Origin of the sequence: Rhodococcus sp. BP-241 (assembly GCF_019836145.1) — a bacterium.
In the GTDB taxonomy this organism is placed as follows: Bacteria; Actinomycetota; Actinomycetes; order Mycobacteriales; family Mycobacteriaceae; genus Rhodococcoides.
Genome location: NZ_JABUEI010000001.1, coordinates 545,988 through 563,791, shown reverse-complemented (window position 1 = coordinate 563,791; position 17,804 = coordinate 545,988). Strand labels below are relative to the sequence as shown.

Genomic DNA, 17,804 nt, shown 5'->3' with positions numbered 1-17,804 from the left:
CTTCGTTTCACATGGCAGTCAAAATCAAGCTCACCCGTCTCGGCAAGATCCGCAACCCGCAGTACCGCGTCGTCATCGCCGACGCGCGTACCCGTCGCGGTGGCCGTGCCATCGAGACCGTCGGCAAGTACCACCCGAAGGAAGAGCCGTCGCTGATCGAGATCGATTCCGATCGCGTGCAGCACTGGCTGAGCGTGGGCGCACAGCCCACCGAGCCCGTCGAGGCACTCCTCAAGATCACCGGTGACTGGCAGAAGTTCAAGGGCCTGCCGGGCGCCGAGGGCACGCTCCGCGTCAAGGAGCCGAAGCCGTCCAAGCTGGACCTGTTCAACGCTGCGCTCGCCGCCGCCGACAACGAGCCCGTCGCCGAGGCCACCACGCCGAAGAAGAAGAAGGCCGCCAAGGCCGACGACGCCGAGAGCGCACCGGCAGACGAGACCGCCGACGCCACCGCCGAGTCCACCGAGAAGTAGGACCCACCTGTGAGCACCATGGTCGCCGACGCCGTCGAGCATCTGGTTCGCGGCATCGTGTCCAATCCGGACGACGTTCGTGTCGAGATGATCACCGGTCGCCGTGGCCGGACCGTCGAGGTGCACGTGCACCCCGACGATCTGGGCAAGGTCATCGGCCGTGGCGGTCGTACCGCCACCGCGCTCCGTACCCTCGTCTCGGGTATCGGCGGCCGTGGGATCCGTGTCGACGTCGTCGACACCGATCGCTGATCACCGACGTGGAGCTCGTCGTGGGCCGCGTGGCCAAGTCGCACGGCATCAAGGGCGAGGTCGTCGTGGAGGTCCGCACGGACGATCCTGACGAGCGGTTCGCTCCGGGATCCGTTCTGCACGGCCGTGCGCGTCACGACAACAGCACGACCGACTACACGGTGGAAGCCGCCCGGGAGCATTCCGGGCGGCTTCTGCTGCGTCTGAAGGGAATCGACGATCGCAGTACCGCCGACGCGATGCGCGGCACCCTGTTCGTCGTCGACACCGCGGATCTACCCCCGTCCGACGATCCGGACGAGTTCTACGACCACGAGCTCGAGGGCATGACGGTGCAGTTCGCTCCGGATCACGAGTCGGCGGGCACGGTGATCGGCACGGTCAGCGAGGTGCTGCACTCCGCTGCGGGGGAGTTGCTGTCGATCACGCCGGCCGACGAGAACGTCGGCCGCGAACTGCTCGTACCGTTCGTGTCCGCGATCGTGGTGTCGGTCTCCCGCGAGACGCGGACCGTCGAGATCGACCCGCCCGAAGGGCTTCTGGACGGCGAGTGACCATGCGTATCGACGTGGTGACGATCTTCCCCGAGTACCTCGAGCCCATGCGTACCGCGCTGCTGGGCAAGGCCGTGCAGAACGGTCTGGTGACCCTCGGTGTCCACGACCTCCGGGACTGGACACACGACGTGCACAAGGCGGTCGACGACTCGCCCTACGGCGGCGGCCCCGGCATGGTCATGAAGCCGACGGTGTGGGGAGACGCGTTGGACGACGTCATGCGCGACGCCGACCCGATCCTGGTGGTGCCCACGCCCGCCGGAGTGCCCTTCACCCAGCGCACCGCCGAAAGATGGTCGCGCGAGGATCATCTGGTGTTCGCATGCGGCCGCTACGAGGGCATCGATCAGCGAGTCTTCGACGACGCGGCGACCCGGGTGCGCGTCGAGGAGGTCAGCATCGGGGACTACGTGCTCATCGGCGGCGAGGCCGCGGTGCTGGTGATGACCGAGGCCGTGACGCGGCTGCTGCCCGGCGTCCTGGGCAATCAGCTCTCGCACCAACAGGACTCGTTCTCCGACGGTCTCCTCGAGGGGCCGGGATACACCCGACCGGCCACGTGGCGCGGCCTGGACGTGCCGCCGGTCTTGTTGTCCGGCAACCACTCCCGCATCGAACAGTGGCGGCGGGAACAGTCGCTCGAGCGTACCGCTCAGCGCCGGCCCGACCTCCTGCCCTGACGCGATCTCTCAGGCGACGACCCCGGTGGGGAACAGGATCTTCAGCGCGCCGGTGACGGTGACGCGCGCGTGCTTGGCGCCGTCGTCGTCCGTCACCGCGGTGTCCGCCGTCGTCTCCGCGCTGCCGCCGTCCGCGCCGTACCAGGGATCCTCCCGCGAGAGCACCGCCACCACGTAGCGTTCTCCGTCGCCGACGAATCCCGTGCTCAGGTGGATCCACCGACCGTCGACGCAGCACATCCACCCTTGCTTGACCCCGCGGACCGTCTCGCCGGGGAGTGCCCGCGGGATGCCGAAGGTCTGGGGATAGCCGTCTGCCCCCTCGGGGGTGAACGCCTCGAGGTCTCCGACGACGGTCGCCCGGTCCGCCGGGTTCAGTCCGCCGGTGCCGTCGAGGACGGCGTCGTAGTACCGCACCAGGTCGGCCGCGGTGGTCCGGGTGTTCCACCAGATCCCGTCCGCCGACGCGATTGTGGCGGGCAGGCCGTAGCGGCCGGCGACGCGTGCCACGACGTCGGATCCACCGGCGGCGTCCCACAGGACCTGCGCCGCACTGTCGTCCGACGACGAGAGCATCGGCGCGATGAGGGCACGGGACTCCTCGTCGAGGGCGAACTCGCCGCGCGACGAGCGGTAGAGCAGATCGTCGGCGATGAACAACTTGACCACCGACGCCGTCTCGATCGGATCGTTGTCACCGGAACCCATGTACGTCCCGGTCTCCCGGTCGAGGAAGCCGATGGAGAGCGTCGCGCCGCGCGCGGCCGCGCCGTCGAGTGCCTGCTGCAGGCGGCCGGTGAGGTCCGGTGCCATCGGCATCTCGGGTTCGGGGAACTCCGGTGCGACCGGGATCGTCGTCGCCGTCGGCTCGGCCGGCTGCGCGCAGGCCGCCGCCATCGTGGTGGCGAGCGCCACCGCCGCCAACATGGTGGAGGCTCGTCGCAGGCGCGCCGAGGGAGTTGTCACGTGACTACCGTTCTGTCATCGAGTGCCCCCACATTCGAGAGTGGACGTACCGGGCGCGTCGGCGCTCGGAACCCGGGGCGGCACCGTCACTCCACGGTACCGGCGCGGTAGGGTCCATCGCCGTGACGACCGCTGTGAAATCTGTCAATCGCCGGATCGCCGAGGAGCTCGACGTCGCGGAGGAGCGCGTACGCGCCGCCGTGGACCTGCTCGACGGGGGTGCGACGGTGCCGTTCATCGCGCGCTACCGCAAGGAGGTCACGGGCACGCTCGACGACACCCAGCTGCGCACGATCGACGAGCGACTGCGATACCTGCGCGAGCTCGACGAGCGCCGCGCCGCGATTCTCGAGTCCATCCGCTCGCAGGGCAAGCTCGACGACGCGCTCGAGGACTCGATCGTGCTCGCGGACACCAAGGCGCGCCTCGAGGACATCTACCTCCCGTTCAAACCGAAGCGCCGCACCAAGGCGCAGATCGCGCGCGAGGCCGGCCACCAGCCCGTGGCGGACGCCCTGCTGTCCGATCCGACCACCGATCCGACGTCCTTCGGCGAGGAGCAGCTCGCCGGTGCGCGCGCGATCCTCGTCGAGCACTTCGCCGAGGACGCCGACCTCGTCGGGTCGCTGCGCGAGCTGATGTGGACCCGTGGCCGGTTGACCAGCGCGGTGCGACCGGGCAAGGAGACGGACGGTGCGAAGTTCTCCGACTACTTCGCGTTCTCCGAGTCCTTCACCTCCGTTCCGTCCCATCGAGTACTGGCAGTCCTGCGCGGGGAGAAAGAGGAGGTGCTCTCCCTCACGATGGATCCGGAGCCGAACACCGACGAACCCGCACCCGGTACCGCGTCGGTGTACGAGACCCGCATCGCGGCGCGCTTCGGTATCGGCGACCACGGCCGTGCGGCCGATCGGTGGCTCCTGGACACGGTGCGATGGGCGTGGCGGACCAAGCTTCTGGTCAGCCTGGGCATCGACACCCGCATGCGCCTGCGGCAGTCCGCGGAGGAGCGCGCGGTCGACGTCTTCGCCTCCAACCTTAAGGACCTGCTGTTGGCTGCGCCCGCCGGCAGTCGCACCACCATGGGCCTCGACCCCGGGTTCCGCATGGGAACCAAGGTCGCGATCGTGGACCCCACCGGCAAGGTCCTCGCGTACGACACCATCTATCCGCACAAGCCCCAGGGCAAGTGGAACGAGGCGCTCGCGACGCTGGCCGCACTGGCGGCGAAGCACCGTGTCGATCTGCTGGCCATCGGCAACGGCACCGCGTCGCGTGAGACCGACGCGCTGGCGGCGGAACTCATCGCGAAGTACCCGGACGCGAACCTGACCAAGGCGATGGTCTCCGAGGCCGGCGCCTCCGTGTACTCCGCGTCCGCCTACGGGTCGCGCGAACTGCCCGATCTCGACGTCTCGATCCGCGGCGCGGTCTCCATCGCCCGTCGTCTGCAGGATCCTCTCGCGGAACTGGTGAAGATCGACCCGAAGTCGATCGGCGTGGGGCAGTACCAGCACGACGTCTCGGAATCCATGTTGGCGCGTTCCCTGGGCGCCGTCGTCGAGGACGCGGTCAACGCGGTCGGCGTCGACGTCAACACCGCCAGCGTGCCTCTGCTCGCGCGCGTCTCCGGCGTGGCCACCACTCTCGCCGAGTCGATCGTCGCGCACCGCGACGAGAACGGCCCCTTCCGATCCCGATCCGCGCTGCAGAAGGTTCCGCGGCTCGGGCCCAAGGCCTTCGAGCAGTGCGCCGGGTTCCTCCGCATCACCGACGGCGACGACCCCCTCGACCGGTCGAGCGTGCACCCCGAGGCGTATCCCGTGGTGCGCCGCATCGTCGACAGGGCCGGCATGGGAGTCCGTGAGGTGATCGGCAACGAGCGGGTGCTGCGGTCCCTGCGCCCGCAGGACTTCGTCGACGACCGGTTCGGACTCCCGACCGTCACCGACATCCTGTCCGAGCTCGAGAAGCCCGGCCGCGATCCGCGTCCGGAGTTCGCCACCGCCACCTTCGCGGCCGGTGTCGAGAAGGTCGCCGACCTCCGACCGGGCATGGTGCTCGAGGGAGTGGTGACCAACGTGGCGGCCTTCGGCGCCTTCGTCGACGTGGGTGTGCACCAGGACGGACTCGTCCACGTCTCGGCGATGTCCGACCGCTTCGTCTCGGACCCGCACGACGTCGTCAAGTCCGGACAGGTCGTGCGCGTGAAGGTCATGGAGGTCGACCTGCCGCGCCAGCGGATCGGCCTGTCCCTGCGATTGACCGACGAGATCGGCGGTACGGCAGCGGCATCGGCTCCACGCGGCGGGTCGGGAGGCCAGGGCGCGCGGAACAGGCAGAAGACCGGAGCCGGACCGCGCAAGGGAGCGCAGTCCTCGGCACCGGCCGCGGCAACGGGATCGATGGCCGATGCCCTGCGGAAGGCGGGCTTCGGAAAGTAGAGGGTGTCGCGGCGGCGCGGATAGACTTCCTCGTCACAGGACGGGCACGGCAGGAAGGCGCTGCGATGGAGCGGTGGATGCACCACGTCTCCGACGAGGGGCGCATCCCGCTGCTGTTCTTCCTCGTCGGGTTCATCGCCGGGTTCGTCTTCATCCGGTTCAGCGTCCGCATGATCCGCGCGCAGGTGTCCTGGTGGCCGGGCAACGTCACGCCGGGCGGACACCACGTGCATCACGTCGTGTTCGGTGTGATCGCCATGCTGGTCTCGGGTATCGCGATGATCACCGTGTACGTCGACGGCACCCAGACCACGGGCGCGGCGCTCGCGGCGTTCTTCGGTATCGGTGCGGCACTGGTACTCGACGAGTTCGCGCTCATCTTCTACCTGGAGGACGTGTACTGGGCCGAGCAGGGCCGCACCTCCGTCGACGCGGTCTTCGTCGCCGTGGCCGCCACCGTCATGCTGCTGTTCGGTCTCAAACCGCTCGAGTTCTTCGACGTCGCCGGCTTCCGTGACGATCCCAGCGTCGCGGTGCGGAGCATCATCGTCGTCCTGGCCGCGCTCAATCTCCTCCTCGCCGCGATCGTCCTCGCGAAGGGCAAGATCTGGACCGGGCTCGCCGGCCTGTTCTTTCTGCCGCTGCTCGTGATCGGCGCGATCCGGATCGGCCGGCCGGGGTCACCCTGGGCGCGCTGGCGCTACACCCGACGCCCGCGGCGGATGGAGAAGGCCCTGCGGCGCGAGCGCAACCTGCGCCGTCCCGTCGTCCGCGCGAAGATCTGGATGCAGGACGCCATCGCGGGCACGCCCGACGTCGCGCACGTGCGCGCCGCTGCCGAGGACGAACTCGATCGCATCGTCGTTCCGGCGCCGGCGCCGGGGGAGTCGCGCCCCGATCGCGAATCGGTCGGCGCGGGCTGATCCGGCCGATTTCGTCGGGCACCGGTTCTCTGGCACAATCGTGGGGTTGCCTGACACCGGGCGTGCTACTCGCATGCCCGGCATCCGGTGGACACCTATTCGGAGTACGAACCAGTCGAGCGTCGACGGCATCCGCCGACGGCAGCCGCTCGGGTCCTCTGCTCGAGATCTCGTCACAGCAAGGATGAACCATGAACACCCTGGATTTCCTGGACAAGCAGTCGCTGCGCAGCGACATACCCGAGTTCCGCCCGGGCGACACACTGAACGTGCACGTGAAGGTCATCGAGGGCTCCAAGGAGCGCGTGCAGATCTTCAAGGGCGTCGTCATTCGGCGTCAGGGTGGCGGCATCCGCGAGACCTTCACGGTCCGCAAGGTGTCCTTCGGCGTCGGCGTGGAGCGCACCTTCCCCGTCCACACCCCGAACATCGCCCAGATCGACGTGCTGACCCGCGGTGACGTGCGTCGCGCGAAGCTGTACTACCTGCGCGAGCTGCGCGGCAAGGCAGCCAAGATCAAGGAGAAGCGCTGATCTTCGGCGTTCCACTAGCTGGACGGCCGGACACAGGGGACTCGTTCCCCGGTGTCCGGCCGTTCTGCGTCCCGGCCGTTCTGCACCGCGGCGCTGCCGCTAATCTTGACCCGTGACGGACGAGCGCGCGGGCGACGACAACGACGAGGCGCAGCGAACCAAGAAGCCACGGTCCTTCTGGCGTGAGCTCCCGATTCTCATCCTGGTCGCCCTGGTGCTCAGCTTCCTCTTGCAGACCTTCGTCGCGAGGGTGTACCTGATCCCCTCGGAATCGATGGAGCCGACCTTGCACGGCTGCACTGGTTGCACCGGTGACCGCATCGTCGTGGAGAAGATCGGGTACCGCTTCGGCGATCCGACGGCCGGTGACGTCGTCGTGTTCCGCGGACCGCCGTCCTGGGACGGCGACTACGTCTCCACGCGGTCGTCCAACGTCGTCGTCCGCGGCGCTCAGGAACTCGGATCCCTCGTCGGCCTGGTCGCACCGGACGAGAACGATCTGGTCAAGCGCGTCATCGCCACCGGCGGTCAGACCGTCGAGTGCTGCGACGAGCAGGGGCGCGTTCTCGTCGACGGCAAGCCGCTCGACGAGCCGTACATCACCATGGACTTCGACTTCGTGCCCGGCACGCTCACGTGCGACACCCCGATTCGTTCCGGGCGGTGCTTCGGGCCCGTCACCGTGCCCGAGGGCAACGTGTGGGTCATGGGTGACAACCGCAGCAACTCCGCCGACTCGCGCTTCCACGTCGCCGACGAACTGCAGGGAACCATCCCGCTGGACAACGTGATCGGCAAGGCGCAGGCCATCGTGCTGCCGCCCGGTCGCTGGGGTCTCATCGACGATCCGGACATCCAGGGGCAGTGAGTTCGGGGCCCATGAAGTCGACCACGCGGCTCTCCCGGACGTCGTGGCCGCCACGCACCGTCATCCGGCGTGCGGGTGGCATGCGCACCATGGAGTCGGCCCTTCTCCGGTCGGGGCTCGGGCCCGTGGCGGGCGTGGACGAAGCGGGTCGTGGCGCCTGTGCGGGCCCACTGGTCATCGCCGCGTGCATCCTGGGCGATCGCGCCCGCGCCGCGCTGGACCTTCTGGACGACTCGAAGAAGTTGAGCGAGAAGACGCGGGAGTCGTTGTTCCCGAGGGTGATCCGCTGGGCGACGGCATACTCGATCGTCACCGTCCCCGCGGCCGAGATCGACCGCATCGGCATCCACGTCGCCAACATCGAGGGCATGCGCCGCGCGGTCGCCGGACTGTCGGTCGACCCCGGGTACGTCCTGACCGACGGTTTTCGGGTGCCCGGGCTTCCCGCGCCGTCACTCCCGGTGATCGGTGGTGACGCCACCGCGGCATGTATCGCCGCCGCGAGCGTGCTCGCCAAGGTGCATCGCGACCGCATCATGCGCTCACTCGACGGAGACATTCCCGGCTACGACTTCTCCGTACACAAGGGCTACAACACGACGCTGCACACGGACGCCCTCGCCCGTCTCGGGGCGAGCCGGGAGCACCGTCGCTCGTGGTCGAACGTCGCCTGCCTCGAGGATGCCGGCGCCGCACCGACGGTGTCGCCGCAGGAGCGGGGTCGATGGGAACACGAGGGCGCCGATGCGCGATGATGGCGGCATGAGTGCCGAGGATCTCGAGAAGTACGAAACCGAGATGGAACTGTCGCTGTACCGGGAGTACCGCGACATCGTCGGCCAGTTCACCTACGTGGTGGAGACCGAGCGTCGCTTCTATCTCGCGAACTCGGTGGAGATGATCCCGCGGAACGCGGACGGTGAGATCTACTTCGAGGTGCGGATGTCCGATGCGTGGGTGTGGGACATGTACCGACCCGCGCGCTTCGTCAAGCACGTCCGGGTGATCACGTTCAAGGACGTCAACATCGAGGAACTCGACAAGCCGGATCTGAGACTTCCTGAGTGACGGGGACTTCCCGAGTGACGGGGACTTCCCGAGTGAATCAGCGCTGATCCGTTCCCAGGATCCGCGCGTTGAGGTGCCACCCCTCGTAGCCGTCGTCCACGCCGCCGCGCTGGTCGTGCTCGATCGACGCGCGCGGAATGGACAGGATGCGTGCCGTCCGTAGCGCCCACGAGTAGTCGCCGCACCCCACCTCCCTGGTCGATTCCCGACCCAGCGCATCGTTCGACGTCCACAGCAGTGCATAAGGGTGAGCGGGCCGCCGATCGTCCGGCACGCGGCGGAGAAGGAACTCACTGCCGGACGGCGTCCCGCTCGCCGACGAGTCGCGTGCAGTGTTCATGACCCGATCATCGCAAACCCCAGGGCCGAGCGCCGCGCAACAGGGGGTTTCGGTGGTCCGTCATCCCCGGGTCGAGCGTCGTCCCCGGGTTTTCTGCGGCCGCAGGTCGGCGCCGCGGCACGGTCGCCGCGTGCCTGCACAGTCGTGCTCCGACACCGGGTGTGCCCACCACCGGGCACCGGGTCGGCGAGGGGAGCCATGGCGACGAACGCGGAAATGGGCAGAGCGGGCGAGGAGGCTGCCGCGTCGTATTTGACGACGGTGGGTCTGCGCATTCTCGACCGCAACTGGCGGTGTCGGCACGGCGAGGTCGACATCATCGGCGTGGACGGCGACACCGTCGTGTTCGTCGAGGTGAAGACCCGCTCCGGCGACGGGTACGGCACTCCGGCCGAGGCGGTCACACCGGCGAAGGCGCAGCGCATCCACCGGCTGGCCGGGCTGTGGCTCGCCGAGCGGTCCGGTCCGTGGGTGCCGGTGCGGTTCGACGTCGTGGAGGTCGTGATCGCCGACGGCCGGGGGCCTCTGCTCTCGCATCTGAGGGCGGCGTTCTGATGGCCCTGGGACGGACGTTCTCGGTCGCCGTCACGGGCATCGACGGCATCCTGGTGGAGATCGAGGCCGACGTGGGGCGGGGCCTGCCGGGCGTGCACGTGGTCGGACTCCCCGATGCGGCGCTGCAGGAGTCACGGGACCGAGTGCGGGCCGCGGTGAACAACTCCGGCCAGAGCTGGCCCGCGTCCAAGGTGGTGCTCGCGCTGTCGCCGGCCACACTCCCGAAAGTGGGATCCGTGTACGACCTGGCACTGGCGTGCGCGGTGCTCGGCGCCGCCAAGGTGGTGCCGCCGGGTCTGTTGGCCTCGACGGTGCTGGTGGGTGAGCTGGCACTCGACGGGCGGGTGCGGAGCGTGCGCGGGGTCCTTCCCGCCGTGCTCGCCGCACGCGGAGCGGGATGGACTCGTGTGGTGGTGCCGCAGGACAGCCTCGTCGAGGCGGGCCTGGTGGGCGGGATCGAGGTCCTCGGGGCCGCGCATCTGCGGCAGGTGATCGAGTGGCTCTCGCACCGGTGCACTCTCCCGGAACCGATGCCGACACGGCCGGGTCCGGAGCCCCGGTACGGCGATCTCGTCGACGTGGTCGGACAGTCCGAAGCACGCTGGGCTCTCGAGGTCGCGGCCGCCGGCGCACACCATCTGATGTTCACGGGACCGCCCGGTATCGGCAAGACGATGCTCGCGGGTCGGCTGCCCGGCCTGCTGCCGCCGCTGACGGAGGGTCAGGCCCTGGAGGTGACGGCGGTGCACTCCGTCGCGGGGACACTCACGGCGGAGTGTCCGTTGATCACCACCGCCCCGTTCATCGCGCCGCATCACACCACCTCGGTGGCGGCACTGGTGGGCGGCGGAAGCGGCATGGCGCGACCGGGTGCGGTGAGCCGGGCGCACCACGGCGTGCTCTTCCTCGACGAGTGCGCCGAGATGTCGGTGCGCGTGCTGGAGGCACTGCGTACCCCGCTGGAGGACGGCGAGGTGCGCATCGCGCGGCGCGACGGGGTCGCCCGCTATCCCGCTCGCTTCCAACTGGTGCTGGCGGCCAATCCGTGTCCGTGCGCATCGCCGCGGACCGCCGACTGCGTGTGTGCGCCGAACGCCCGCCGGCGCTACCTCGGCAAGCTGTCCGGACCACTGCTCGACCGGGTGGACCTGCGGCTGTCGATGCAGCCCACTGCGACCGGAATGTTGACCGACGACGTGGGGGAGACGACCGAGGTGGTGCGCGGCAGAGTGACGGCAGCGCGGCAGGCGGCGGCGGAACGGTGGTCCGAGTTCGGCTGGCAGACCAATGCCGAAGTACCCGGATCGGCACTGCGCCAGCGCTTCAGGCTCGAACGCGAGGCGTTGATCCCGATCGAACGGGCGCTGCGGCGCGGTGGCATCACGGCGCGGGGCGCGGACCGCATCCTGCGCTTGGCCTGGACGCTCGGCGACCTCGAGGGGCGGATGTCTCCGGGACCGGAGTGCGTGGCGTCGGCGATGAGTTTTCGCGAACAGGGGAGTGGCGTGTGAGTGGAGCGGAGAATCCGGAGACCCTGGCGTGGGCGTACGTCTCGACTGTGGTGCAGGGTCCGTCGCGCGCCGTCGAGCAGCTCATCGCCTCGCGCGGAGTGGTGGACGCCGCGGCGACGATGCGCACCGGGGACGTTCCGAAGGCGGTGTGGGACCGCGTGTCGGCGCGGGCACATCTCGACACCGCCGCGGCGAGCCTCGACCTGATGGCTGCGATGGACGGTCGACTGGTGGTGCCGTCGGACGAGGAGTGGCCCGCCTGGCGGTTCCTCGGATTCGAACGGCCGGACGGGGCTCTGCCGACTCGCGACGGCGGTGCGCCGTTGGCGTTGTGGGTGGTGGGTCCGGCGCCGGTGGCGTCGTCCACGGAGCGGGCGGTGGCCGTGGTGGGAACGCGCGCCGCGACGAGCTACGGGGAGCACGTGACGGGAGAGATCGCGGGAGACCTGGCAGTGGACGGGTGGACGGTGGTCTCCGGCGGCGCGTACGGCATCGACGGTGCGGCGCATCGCGCCGCGCTGGGCGTGGGCGGCTGCACGGTGGCAGTGCTGGCGTGCGGCGTCGACCGGGCGTACCCGGCGGGGCACGAGCGTCTGCTGCGGAGAGTGTCGGAGACGGGTGCGGTGGTGTCGGAGTATCCGCCGGGCACACCACCCGCCCGGTACCGCTTCCTCTCCCGCAACAGGCTGGTGGCCGCACTGTGTGACGGCGTGGTCGTGGTCGAGGCGGGATGGCGCAGCGGGGCGCGTAACACGGCGTCGTGGGCACGGGCACTGGGGCGACCGGTCATGGCGGTACCGGGGCCGGTGACGTCCGCGTCGTCGACGGGGTGCCACCGGATGATCCGCGAGGGCGAAGCGCGTCTGGTGACGGGTGCCCGGGACGTGGTGGCCGAGGCGGGTGCGGTGGGTGCGGGTGTCGAGGACGACGACGACCGGGACGCCCTGTTCGGCCGCGATCTCGATCGCCTGCCGCAGACTCCCGCCCGCGTGCTGGACGCGTTCCCGGCCACGGGAGCCCGAACGGTGCAGCAACTGTCCGTGGACTCCGGCGTGCCCGTGTCGGCGGTGCGGTCAGCGCTGGTGGTCCTCGAGATCGAGGGACACGCCGGCCGCGACGAGGCGGGATGGGTGCGCATCGAGAAGATCCGGTGAGGGCTGTGCCGGGAGCAGGTCCTCTGCCCGCAGGGAGGTGCCGGGCAGGATCGCGTCGCGCAGGTCCGGCTTGACGCCGCTGATGATCCAGGTGCACAGCGCGGCGAGCTGAGCGGACACGAGCGGCGGTACCGCGTCCCCGATGTGGCGGTACATGTTCGACAGCGATCGCGCGCGGAACACGTAGTCGTCCGGAAAACCGTTCAGCAGGGCCAACTCTCGCACCGTGCACAGCCGGTCCTGCTCGGGATGGGTGTAGCGGCCGTTGCCGAAGTGGGCGCACTCCCGTTTGACGGTGGGCGCGGGACGGTCCCACCACAGTCGGCCGTACACGTCGGGGTGCGACCCCAGGCGCCCGGCGGCGACGAGGCGCTGCATCGCGGGCGTCAGGTGGTCGTCGCCGCCGGGGGCGGACCTGAGGTCGAGCCAGGAACCGCCGTCGTGGGGGAGGGCGTGGAGGCGGCGGCGGGTCGACTCACGACCGATGCTGGGCGAGAGGTGCATCGGATCGCCGGACGCCGTCTCACCGGCCTCGACGCGGGGCAGGTGGCCGATCGCGCGACGCACCGTGATCGCCTCCGGTGCGATGGTCGTGCCCTCCCACAATTCGGAAAGAGTGTGCAATTCGTGATCGCGCCGCACCGCGACCACCAGGGATCTCTCGCGTCGTTGCGGTAAGCCGACCGTACTGAGCATGTGCACCGAGGCATCGACGTCGTAGCCGAGGTGATCCAACCGCAGAGCCAACGCGTCGAGATGACCACGGAAATTACCGCCGACCAATTCTCGTGCGTTTTCCATGACGAGGACGATCGGGCGCAGAGCCTCGACGGAGTCGGCGACACGGGTCACGAGCGAATTGCGTGGATCGTCGGTGAGATGATTTCGAGGATTTGCACGGGAGAAGCCGGTGCACGGCGGGCACGCGCTGAGTACGTCGAGTGGTCGTCCGTTCAGACGCGGGGCGAAGAGTCGCGCCAACTCGGCCCCGGTGACAGCGGAAAGATCCACGGCGTGCGGCACCGTTCCGATATTCGCCTCGTAGGACGCATTGCATTCGAGAGATCCGCGCGCACTGCTCGGTTTACCCAGTTGTGCGTCCGCCGCGCCGACGACATCGAAGGCGCCGTGTCGTGCGAAGCCGCAACTCATTCCGCCCGCACCGCTGAAGAGATCGACGAAGGTCAGCGAACCGGACGGTCTCGTCGTCGACGACACGGCACGCGTTTCCGAGAAACTCTGTGCGGTCATCCGTGAACCCTTCGTGGCCGACGTCGACGGGAGTGGCCGCGTCGAGTTTGCGTCCGTCACAGTACCGGCGACCGCGGTGAGCCCGATCGTCCCGTGTCGGTCACGAACAACAGGTCGTCGAATTCACGACCGAGATGTCGTGATTCGGATGTTGTCAGGGCGGTGTCGGGTCGGTGTCACGATGTCGGCCATCTCGGCTGTTATCTTGGAGGAAATTCTTTCTCCACCCGGTATCGAGGAGCGCAGAACAATGGCACGACGCACCACCGTCCAAATGATCGACGATGTCGACGGTTCACTCATCAAGGACGGGCAGGGCGAGACGGTCGAGTTCGCGGTCGGAGGCGTGTCCTATTCGATCGATCTCAACAGCAAGCACGCCAACGAGTTGTACGACCAATTCGCATTCTGGATCGAACACGCGGAGAAGGTGGGCGGCAAGAAGTCTCGCCGGAACGGGTCCGCCGCGGCGCCGAAGAAGGGCCGCCAGAATCTGCAGGACGTGCGGGCGTGGGCCAAGGAGAACGGCTTCGAGGTCAGCACCCGCGGGCGCATCAGCCAGGAGATCCAGGACGCGTACGACGCCGCGCACTGACCTGTCGTGGGGCCGGTCGGCGAATTAGGGTAGGCTAACCACGTCTTGCGCCCCACCGGCGGCAAGGCCCGTACCCGATGGAGGTGCCCTGTGGCGCGACGACTGACCACCCTGACCGTTCTCCGCACCGAGCGGCTCACCCCGCACATGGTGCGCGTGGTGCTCGGCGGTGCGAACTTCGACGAGTTCGCGCCGTCCGAGTTCGCCGACAGCTACGTCAAGCTGCACTTCGGTGACGCCGACGAGCCGACGTTGCGCACCTACACGGTGCGATCGGTGGACACGCAGGCCCGCGAAGTCGCCATCGACTTCGTCGTCCACGGCGACGAGGGTGTCGCCGGCCCGTGGGCGCTGAGCGCCGCGGCGGGGGACCAGCTCTCGTTCTTCGGTCCCGCCGGCGCGTACTCGCCTCGTGCGGACGCAGACTGGCACCTTCTCGCCGGCGACGAGACGGGCGTGCCCGCCATCTCCGCAGCACTCGCGGCGCTTCCCGAGGGAGCCGTCGCGCGAGTGGTGCTCGAAGCAGCGAGTCCGGAGGACCGCGTCGAGATCGCGGCGCCGACCTCTGCCGACATCCGCTGGGTGTACCGCGACCAGGATCCGGGTGGCTCACCGCTGGCCGCCGCCGTCCGTGCGGTGGAGTGGCTGCCCGGTCAGCCTCATGTCTTCGTGCACGGTGAAGCGCAGTCCGTGATGCACGAGATCCGGCCTTACATCCGCAAAGAGCGTGGCTTGACTGCGGAATGGGCCTCGATATCGGGATACTGGCGTCGTGGCCGCACCGAGGAGGGATTCCGCACCTGGAAGCGAGAACTCGCTGCCAGCGAATCCTGACGATCTCGCGCTCCTCGCGAGATTCACCGAGCATCTCGCTCTGCAACGCAACCGCTCCGAGCACACCGTGCGCGCGTACGTCGGCGACGCCCGTGCTCTGATCGGCTTCTGTCGAGACGCGCACGGTGATCCGTCCGCGGCACTCGACGACGTGATCACACTTCGCTCCCTGCGCTCGTGGCTCGCCTCGATGTCGGTCGCGGGAGTGTCCCGCTCGACTCTCGCGCGTCGAGCGAGTTCGGCGCGCACCTTCACCGCGTGGTCGTGCACCGTCGGAGCACTCACCGCGGACCCGGCGGTGCGGCTGTCGGCACCGCCGTCGCGTCGGACGCTCCCGGGCGTGCTGCGTGAGCGTGACGCTCGGGACGCGATGACGGCCGCGACATCCGGTGCCGAGCAACAGGATCCGATGGCCCTGCGCGACAGGGTCGTCGTAGAGCTCTTGTACGCGACCGGAATCCGGGTCGGCGAACTGTGCGGTCTCGATGTGGACGACGTGGATCTCGACAGACGGGTGCTCCGCGTCCTCGGCAAGGGCGACAAGGAACGCGTCGTACCGTTCGGCGCGCCCGCGGAGGACGCGGTGGTGCAGTGGTCGACCGTGGGCCGCCCCGCCCTGGCCACACCGGACTCCGGCGCGGCCCTGCTCCTGGGGCGTCGCGGCGGACGCCTGAATCAGCGGCAGGCGCGCTCGGTGGTGCACGAGGTGCTGTCCGCCGTGCCCGGTGCCCCGGACCTGGGTCCGCACGGCCTCCGACACTCCGCCGCGACCCACCTGCTCGAGGGCGGCGCCGATCTCCGCGTGGTGCAGGAACTGCTCGGGCACGCGTCGCTCGCCACGACGCAGATCTACACCCATGTCTCCGTGGAGCGGCTGCGCGCGGTCCACGATCAGGCGCATCCGCGAGCCTGACGTCGGGTCCTGTCGACCACCTCGCACGCTCGTGCACGTTTGGTACCGTCTGCACGGGGGATGTGACCGTGCCGGCGCTGTGAACCACACCGTTCGTCCCTGATCGGCAATCGGAGCAGACCGTCGACAGGAGGGTGGGGACCGTGGATCGTCGAGACGACAGCCCGCACTCCTCAGGTCCCGGCAGCCGGGCGGGTACGAACGGACCCTGGTCTCCGCCCGAACCGGAACGATTCTCTCGGCCGTCCGTTCCGCCCTCCCACGTTCCCGCACCGCACCATCCGGGCCTCGCCGATCCGCGACGCGACTCGGCCGCCTTCGGTGCGGAGAGTCCGGTGCGCCGACCCGGGTCGCCCTTCGTCTCGCCGGCCCCGTCCTCCACTCGGCCGGGGTGGCGCCGCACCCTGGATCGCGTCCTGGGCAGTGGGCGACCGGGTGGCCGTGGTGCGGTCGCCTCCGAGGCGGAGCGTCGCCACCAGATCGACCGCATTCGACAACCGCTGCGCAGCGATTACCGGATCGCCTTCCTGTCCCTCAAGGGCGGGGTGGGCAAGACGACCGTCACCGTCGGGCTGGGGTCGGTGTTCGCTTCCTTGCGACGCGACGACGTCATCGCCGTCGACGCGAACCCCGACTTCGGAACGCTGGGGGAGCGCGTCCCGCGGCAGACGATGTCCACGGTGCGCGATCTCCTCGCTGCCCGGCCGACCATCCGGAGTTACGCCGACATCAGGGAGCACACCTCCCAGTCGTCGAGTCGTCTCGAGGTCGTCGCGGGGGAGCGTGACCCGGCCGCGTCGGAGGCGTTCACCGAACAGGACTACCGCGCGGTCATCGACACCCTCCGAGCGCACTACAACCTGATCCTCACCGACTGCGGCACGGGCATCATGCACTCGGCGATGGAGGGGGTGCTGTCGCTGGCGCACGCACTGGTGCTCGTCAGCTCGCCGGCGGTCGACGGCGCCAAGAGCGCCGCCGCGACCCTCGACTGGCTCGGGCTGCACGGGTACGCGCACCTCGTCGAGCGGACCGTCGTCGTCATCAGCGCCCACCGACCGGGCGCCGCGAGCATCGACATGGACGAACTCACCCGGCACTTCCTCGCGCGCTGCCGCGCCGTCGTGGTGATTCCCTTCGACGATCATCTGGCGGAGGGCTCCGTCGTCGATCTCGATCGACTGCGCCCCCGCACGCGCGCCGCCTTCATGGACCTGGCGGCGATGATGGCGGACGATTTCCCCGACGCGGAGGGCCGGCACGCGTCCGCGCCGCAGTCGACGCCGCAGCGTCACCGCGCGTACTGAAGGCGCCTCACTCGGGCTCGGCCAGGGGTTTCAGCACCACCACACCGCGGTCGACGAGAGCCGTGGGATCGAGGTAGTCACGGCCGCGACGCGCTCCCCAGTGCAGGCACCAGGCGGCGCCGCACCCCTGGTGACCTGCCTCGAGGACACCGATCGGCTGACCTCGTCGCAGCCGGGTGCCGACCGTGACGGTGGGCGTGACCGGCTCGTACGTCGTCCGGAGGCCGCCGGCATGGTCGATCGAGACGACGGGGCGGCCGGCGACCGCACCTGCGAACACGACGACGCCGTCCCCGGCCGCGACGACGGTGTGTGTCGGATCGGAGCCCGCATCGAGGTCGACGCCGCGATGGCCCGGCAGCCACCGCTCGGGTGGCGGGTCGTACGGGGCCACCACGGCGGGACGGGGCTGCAGCGGCCAGTCGAACGGGCGTCCGTCCGTGTCCGCGGCGGCTACGGATCCGGACGCCAGCAGGGCTGCCGTCAGCGCCGCGGACACGAGCGCCGAACGCGGCGACCAACGGCGGGCGGAGCGGAGACAGGTCATCCCCGCACTCTTGCGAACGCGACGACAGTGGTC

21 protein-coding genes are annotated in these 17,804 nt (G+C 69.5%); 17 read left to right on the top strand and 4 right to left on the bottom strand.

Going from position 1 to position 17,804, the window contains the following annotated elements; all coding sequences use genetic code 11:
- Positions 1-11 precede the first annotated feature (11 nt).
- Genes rpsP through trmD form a run of 4 tightly spaced genes read left to right on the top strand, consistent with a single transcriptional unit; the run spans position 12 to position 1,962 of the window.
- Complete coding sequence (gene rpsP, locus HQ308_RS02615) at positions 12-473, top strand: 30S ribosomal protein S16 (RefSeq protein WP_027505018.1); 462 nt, start codon at positions 12-14, stop codon at positions 471-473.
- Between the two features lie 9 nt (positions 474-482).
- Entirely contained in the window at positions 483-725 is a 243-nt protein-coding gene (locus HQ308_RS02610) for an RNA-binding protein (protein ID WP_027505019.1), read from the top strand.
- Positions 726-733: 8 nt separating this feature from the next.
- Positions 734-1,279, top strand: a complete 546-nt coding sequence (gene rimM, locus HQ308_RS02605) for a ribosome maturation factor RimM (protein WP_222645347.1) — start codon at positions 734-736, stop codon at positions 1,277-1,279.
- Between the two features lie 2 nt (positions 1,280-1,281).
- Positions 1,282-1,962: a tRNA (guanosine(37)-N1)-methyltransferase TrmD gene (gene trmD / locus HQ308_RS02600; RefSeq protein WP_056445343.1), complete on the top strand. Its 681-nt coding sequence runs from the start codon at positions 1,282-1,284 to the stop codon at positions 1,960-1,962.
- 9 nt (positions 1,963-1,971) lie between these two features.
- Here the strand turns inward: trmD and HQ308_RS02595 are convergent, their stop codons facing one another.
- The gene (locus HQ308_RS02595) at positions 1,972-2,928 is read right to left on the bottom strand and encodes a class A beta-lactamase-related serine hydrolase (RefSeq protein ID WP_222645346.1); all 957 of its coding nucleotides are present in this window, start codon (positions 2,926-2,928) and stop codon (positions 1,972-1,974) included.
- Between the two features lie 122 nt (positions 2,929-3,050).
- On the opposite strand from HQ308_RS02595, the gene HQ308_RS02590 reads away from it, so the two are divergent.
- The 6 genes from HQ308_RS02590 (at position 3,051) to HQ308_RS02565 (ending at position 8,764) form a co-directional block, all read left to right on the top strand.
- Positions 3,051-5,372, top strand: a complete 2,322-nt coding sequence (locus tag HQ308_RS02590) for a Tex family protein (RefSeq protein WP_222645345.1) — start codon at positions 3,051-3,053, stop codon at positions 5,370-5,372.
- 65 nt (positions 5,373-5,437) lie between these two features.
- Entirely contained in the window at positions 5,438-6,295 is an 858-nt protein-coding gene (locus HQ308_RS02585; RefSeq protein ID WP_222637721.1) for a hypothetical protein, read from the top strand.
- Between the two features lie 191 nt (positions 6,296-6,486).
- Positions 6,487-6,828, top strand: a complete 342-nt coding sequence (rplS, locus tag HQ308_RS02580) for a 50S ribosomal protein L19 (RefSeq protein WP_027505024.1) — start codon at positions 6,487-6,489, stop codon at positions 6,826-6,828.
- 112 nt (positions 6,829-6,940) lie between these two features.
- Positions 6,941-7,696: a signal peptidase I gene (gene lepB, locus HQ308_RS02575; protein ID WP_222630753.1), complete on the top strand. Its 756-nt coding sequence runs from the start codon at positions 6,941-6,943 to the stop codon at positions 7,694-7,696.
- An 11-nt stretch (positions 7,697-7,707) separates the two neighbouring features.
- Positions 7,708-8,451, top strand: coding sequence for a ribonuclease HII (locus HQ308_RS02570; RefSeq protein ID WP_222645344.1), 744 nt, complete (start codon positions 7,708-7,710; stop codon positions 8,449-8,451).
- Between the two features lie 7 nt (positions 8,452-8,458).
- A complete protein-coding gene (locus HQ308_RS02565; RefSeq protein ID WP_027505026.1) occupies positions 8,459-8,764 on the top strand; it encodes a DUF2469 domain-containing protein in 306 nt (101 codons plus the stop codon).
- Between the two features lie 37 nt (positions 8,765-8,801).
- Here HQ308_RS02565 and HQ308_RS02560 read toward each other — a convergent pair whose 3' ends face one another.
- Positions 8,802-9,104, bottom strand: a complete 303-nt coding sequence (locus HQ308_RS02560) for a hypothetical protein (RefSeq protein ID WP_204867859.1) — start codon at positions 9,102-9,104, stop codon at positions 8,802-8,804.
- 198 nt (positions 9,105-9,302) lie between these two features.
- Between HQ308_RS02560 and HQ308_RS02555 the strand changes: the two genes are divergently transcribed.
- Genes HQ308_RS02555 through dprA form a run of 3 tightly spaced genes read left to right on the top strand, consistent with a single transcriptional unit; the run spans position 9,303 to position 12,324 of the window.
- The gene (locus HQ308_RS02555) at positions 9,303-9,659 is read left to right on the top strand and encodes a YraN family protein (protein ID WP_027505028.1); all 357 of its coding nucleotides are present in this window, start codon (positions 9,303-9,305) and stop codon (positions 9,657-9,659) included.
- Positions 9,659-11,170 carry a YifB family Mg chelatase-like AAA ATPase gene (locus HQ308_RS02550; RefSeq protein WP_222645343.1) on the top strand — a complete coding sequence of 504 codons (1,512 nt, stop codon included), beginning with the start codon at positions 9,659-9,661 and terminating at the stop codon, positions 11,168-11,170. The genes HQ308_RS02555 and HQ308_RS02550 overlap by 1 nt, the downstream gene beginning before the upstream one ends.
- Positions 11,167-12,324 carry a DNA-processing protein DprA gene (gene dprA, locus HQ308_RS02545; protein WP_235578930.1) on the top strand — a complete coding sequence of 386 codons (1,158 nt, stop codon included), beginning with the start codon at positions 11,167-11,169 and terminating at the stop codon, positions 12,322-12,324. The genes HQ308_RS02550 and dprA overlap by 4 nt, the downstream gene beginning before the upstream one ends.
- Here the strand turns inward: dprA and HQ308_RS02540 are convergent.
- Positions 12,244-13,575, bottom strand: a complete 1,332-nt coding sequence (locus tag HQ308_RS02540) for a DNA cytosine methyltransferase (RefSeq protein WP_082544494.1) — start codon at positions 13,573-13,575, stop codon at positions 12,244-12,246. The two genes, dprA and HQ308_RS02540, sit on opposite strands and share 81 nt — an antisense overlap.
- A gap of 250 nt (positions 13,576-13,825) precedes the next feature.
- Here HQ308_RS02540 and HQ308_RS02535 point away from each other — a divergent pair, with 250 nt between their 5' ends.
- The 4 genes from HQ308_RS02535 to HQ308_RS02520 all read left to right on the top strand — a co-directional run bounded on the left by HQ308_RS02535 (position 13,826) and on the right by HQ308_RS02520 (position 17,224).
- Entirely contained in the window at positions 13,826-14,170 is a 345-nt protein-coding gene (locus tag HQ308_RS02535) for an Lsr2 family protein (protein ID WP_027505031.1), read from the top strand.
- A 90-nt stretch (positions 14,171-14,260) separates the two neighbouring features.
- Complete coding sequence (locus tag HQ308_RS02530) at positions 14,261-15,004, top strand: siderophore-interacting protein (protein ID WP_222645342.1); 744 nt, start codon at positions 14,261-14,263, stop codon at positions 15,002-15,004.
- Positions 14,988-15,917 (top strand): tyrosine recombinase XerC, encoded by a 930-nt coding sequence (locus HQ308_RS02525; protein ID WP_027505033.1) that lies wholly within the window; start codon positions 14,988-14,990, stop codon positions 15,915-15,917. The genes HQ308_RS02530 and HQ308_RS02525 overlap by 17 nt, the downstream gene beginning before the upstream one ends.
- Before the next feature lie 134 nt (positions 15,918-16,051).
- Complete coding sequence (locus HQ308_RS02520) at positions 16,052-17,224, top strand: AAA family ATPase (RefSeq protein ID WP_374197718.1); 1,173 nt, start codon at positions 16,052-16,054, stop codon at positions 17,222-17,224.
- Between the two features lie 7 nt (positions 17,225-17,231).
- Here the strand turns inward: HQ308_RS02520 and HQ308_RS02515 are convergent, their stop codons facing one another.
- Positions 17,232-17,771, bottom strand: coding sequence for a M23 family metallopeptidase (locus tag HQ308_RS02515; protein ID WP_222645341.1), 540 nt, complete (start codon positions 17,769-17,771; stop codon positions 17,232-17,234).
- Between the last annotated feature and the right edge of the window lie 33 nt (positions 17,772-17,804).

Coding starts and splice junctions, on each gene's coding strand:
- rpsP (WP_027505018.1), top strand. CDS start 12: ATGGCAGTCAAAATCAAGCTCACCCGTCTCGGCAAGATCCGCAACCCG.
- trmD (WP_056445343.1), top strand. CDS start 1,282: ATGCGTATCGACGTGGTGACGATCTTCCCCGAGTACCTCGAGCCCATG.
- HQ308_RS02585 (WP_222637721.1), top strand. CDS start 5,438: ATGGAGCGGTGGATGCACCACGTCTCCGACGAGGGGCGCATCCCGCTG.
- rplS (WP_027505024.1), top strand. CDS start 6,487: ATGAACACCCTGGATTTCCTGGACAAGCAGTCGCTGCGCAGCGACATA.
- HQ308_RS02570 (WP_222645344.1), top strand. CDS start 7,708: ATGAAGTCGACCACGCGGCTCTCCCGGACGTCGTGGCCGCCACGCACC.
- HQ308_RS02565 (WP_027505026.1), top strand. CDS start 8,459: ATGAGTGCCGAGGATCTCGAGAAGTACGAAACCGAGATGGAACTGTCG.
- HQ308_RS02560 (WP_204867859.1), bottom strand. CDS start 9,104: ATGAACACTGCACGCGACTCGTCGGCGAGCGGGACGCCGTCCGGCAGT.
- HQ308_RS02555 (WP_027505028.1), top strand. CDS start 9,303: ATGGCGACGAACGCGGAAATGGGCAGAGCGGGCGAGGAGGCTGCCGCG.
- HQ308_RS02550 (WP_222645343.1), top strand. CDS start 9,659: ATGGCCCTGGGACGGACGTTCTCGGTCGCCGTCACGGGCATCGACGGC.
- HQ308_RS02540 (WP_082544494.1), bottom strand. CDS start 13,575: ATGACCGCACAGAGTTTCTCGGAAACGCGTGCCGTGTCGTCGACGACG.
- HQ308_RS02535 (WP_027505031.1), top strand. CDS start 13,826: ATGGCACGACGCACCACCGTCCAAATGATCGACGATGTCGACGGTTCA.
- HQ308_RS02515 (WP_222645341.1), bottom strand. CDS start 17,771: ATGACCTGTCTCCGCTCCGCCCGCCGTTGGTCGCCGCGTTCGGCGCTC.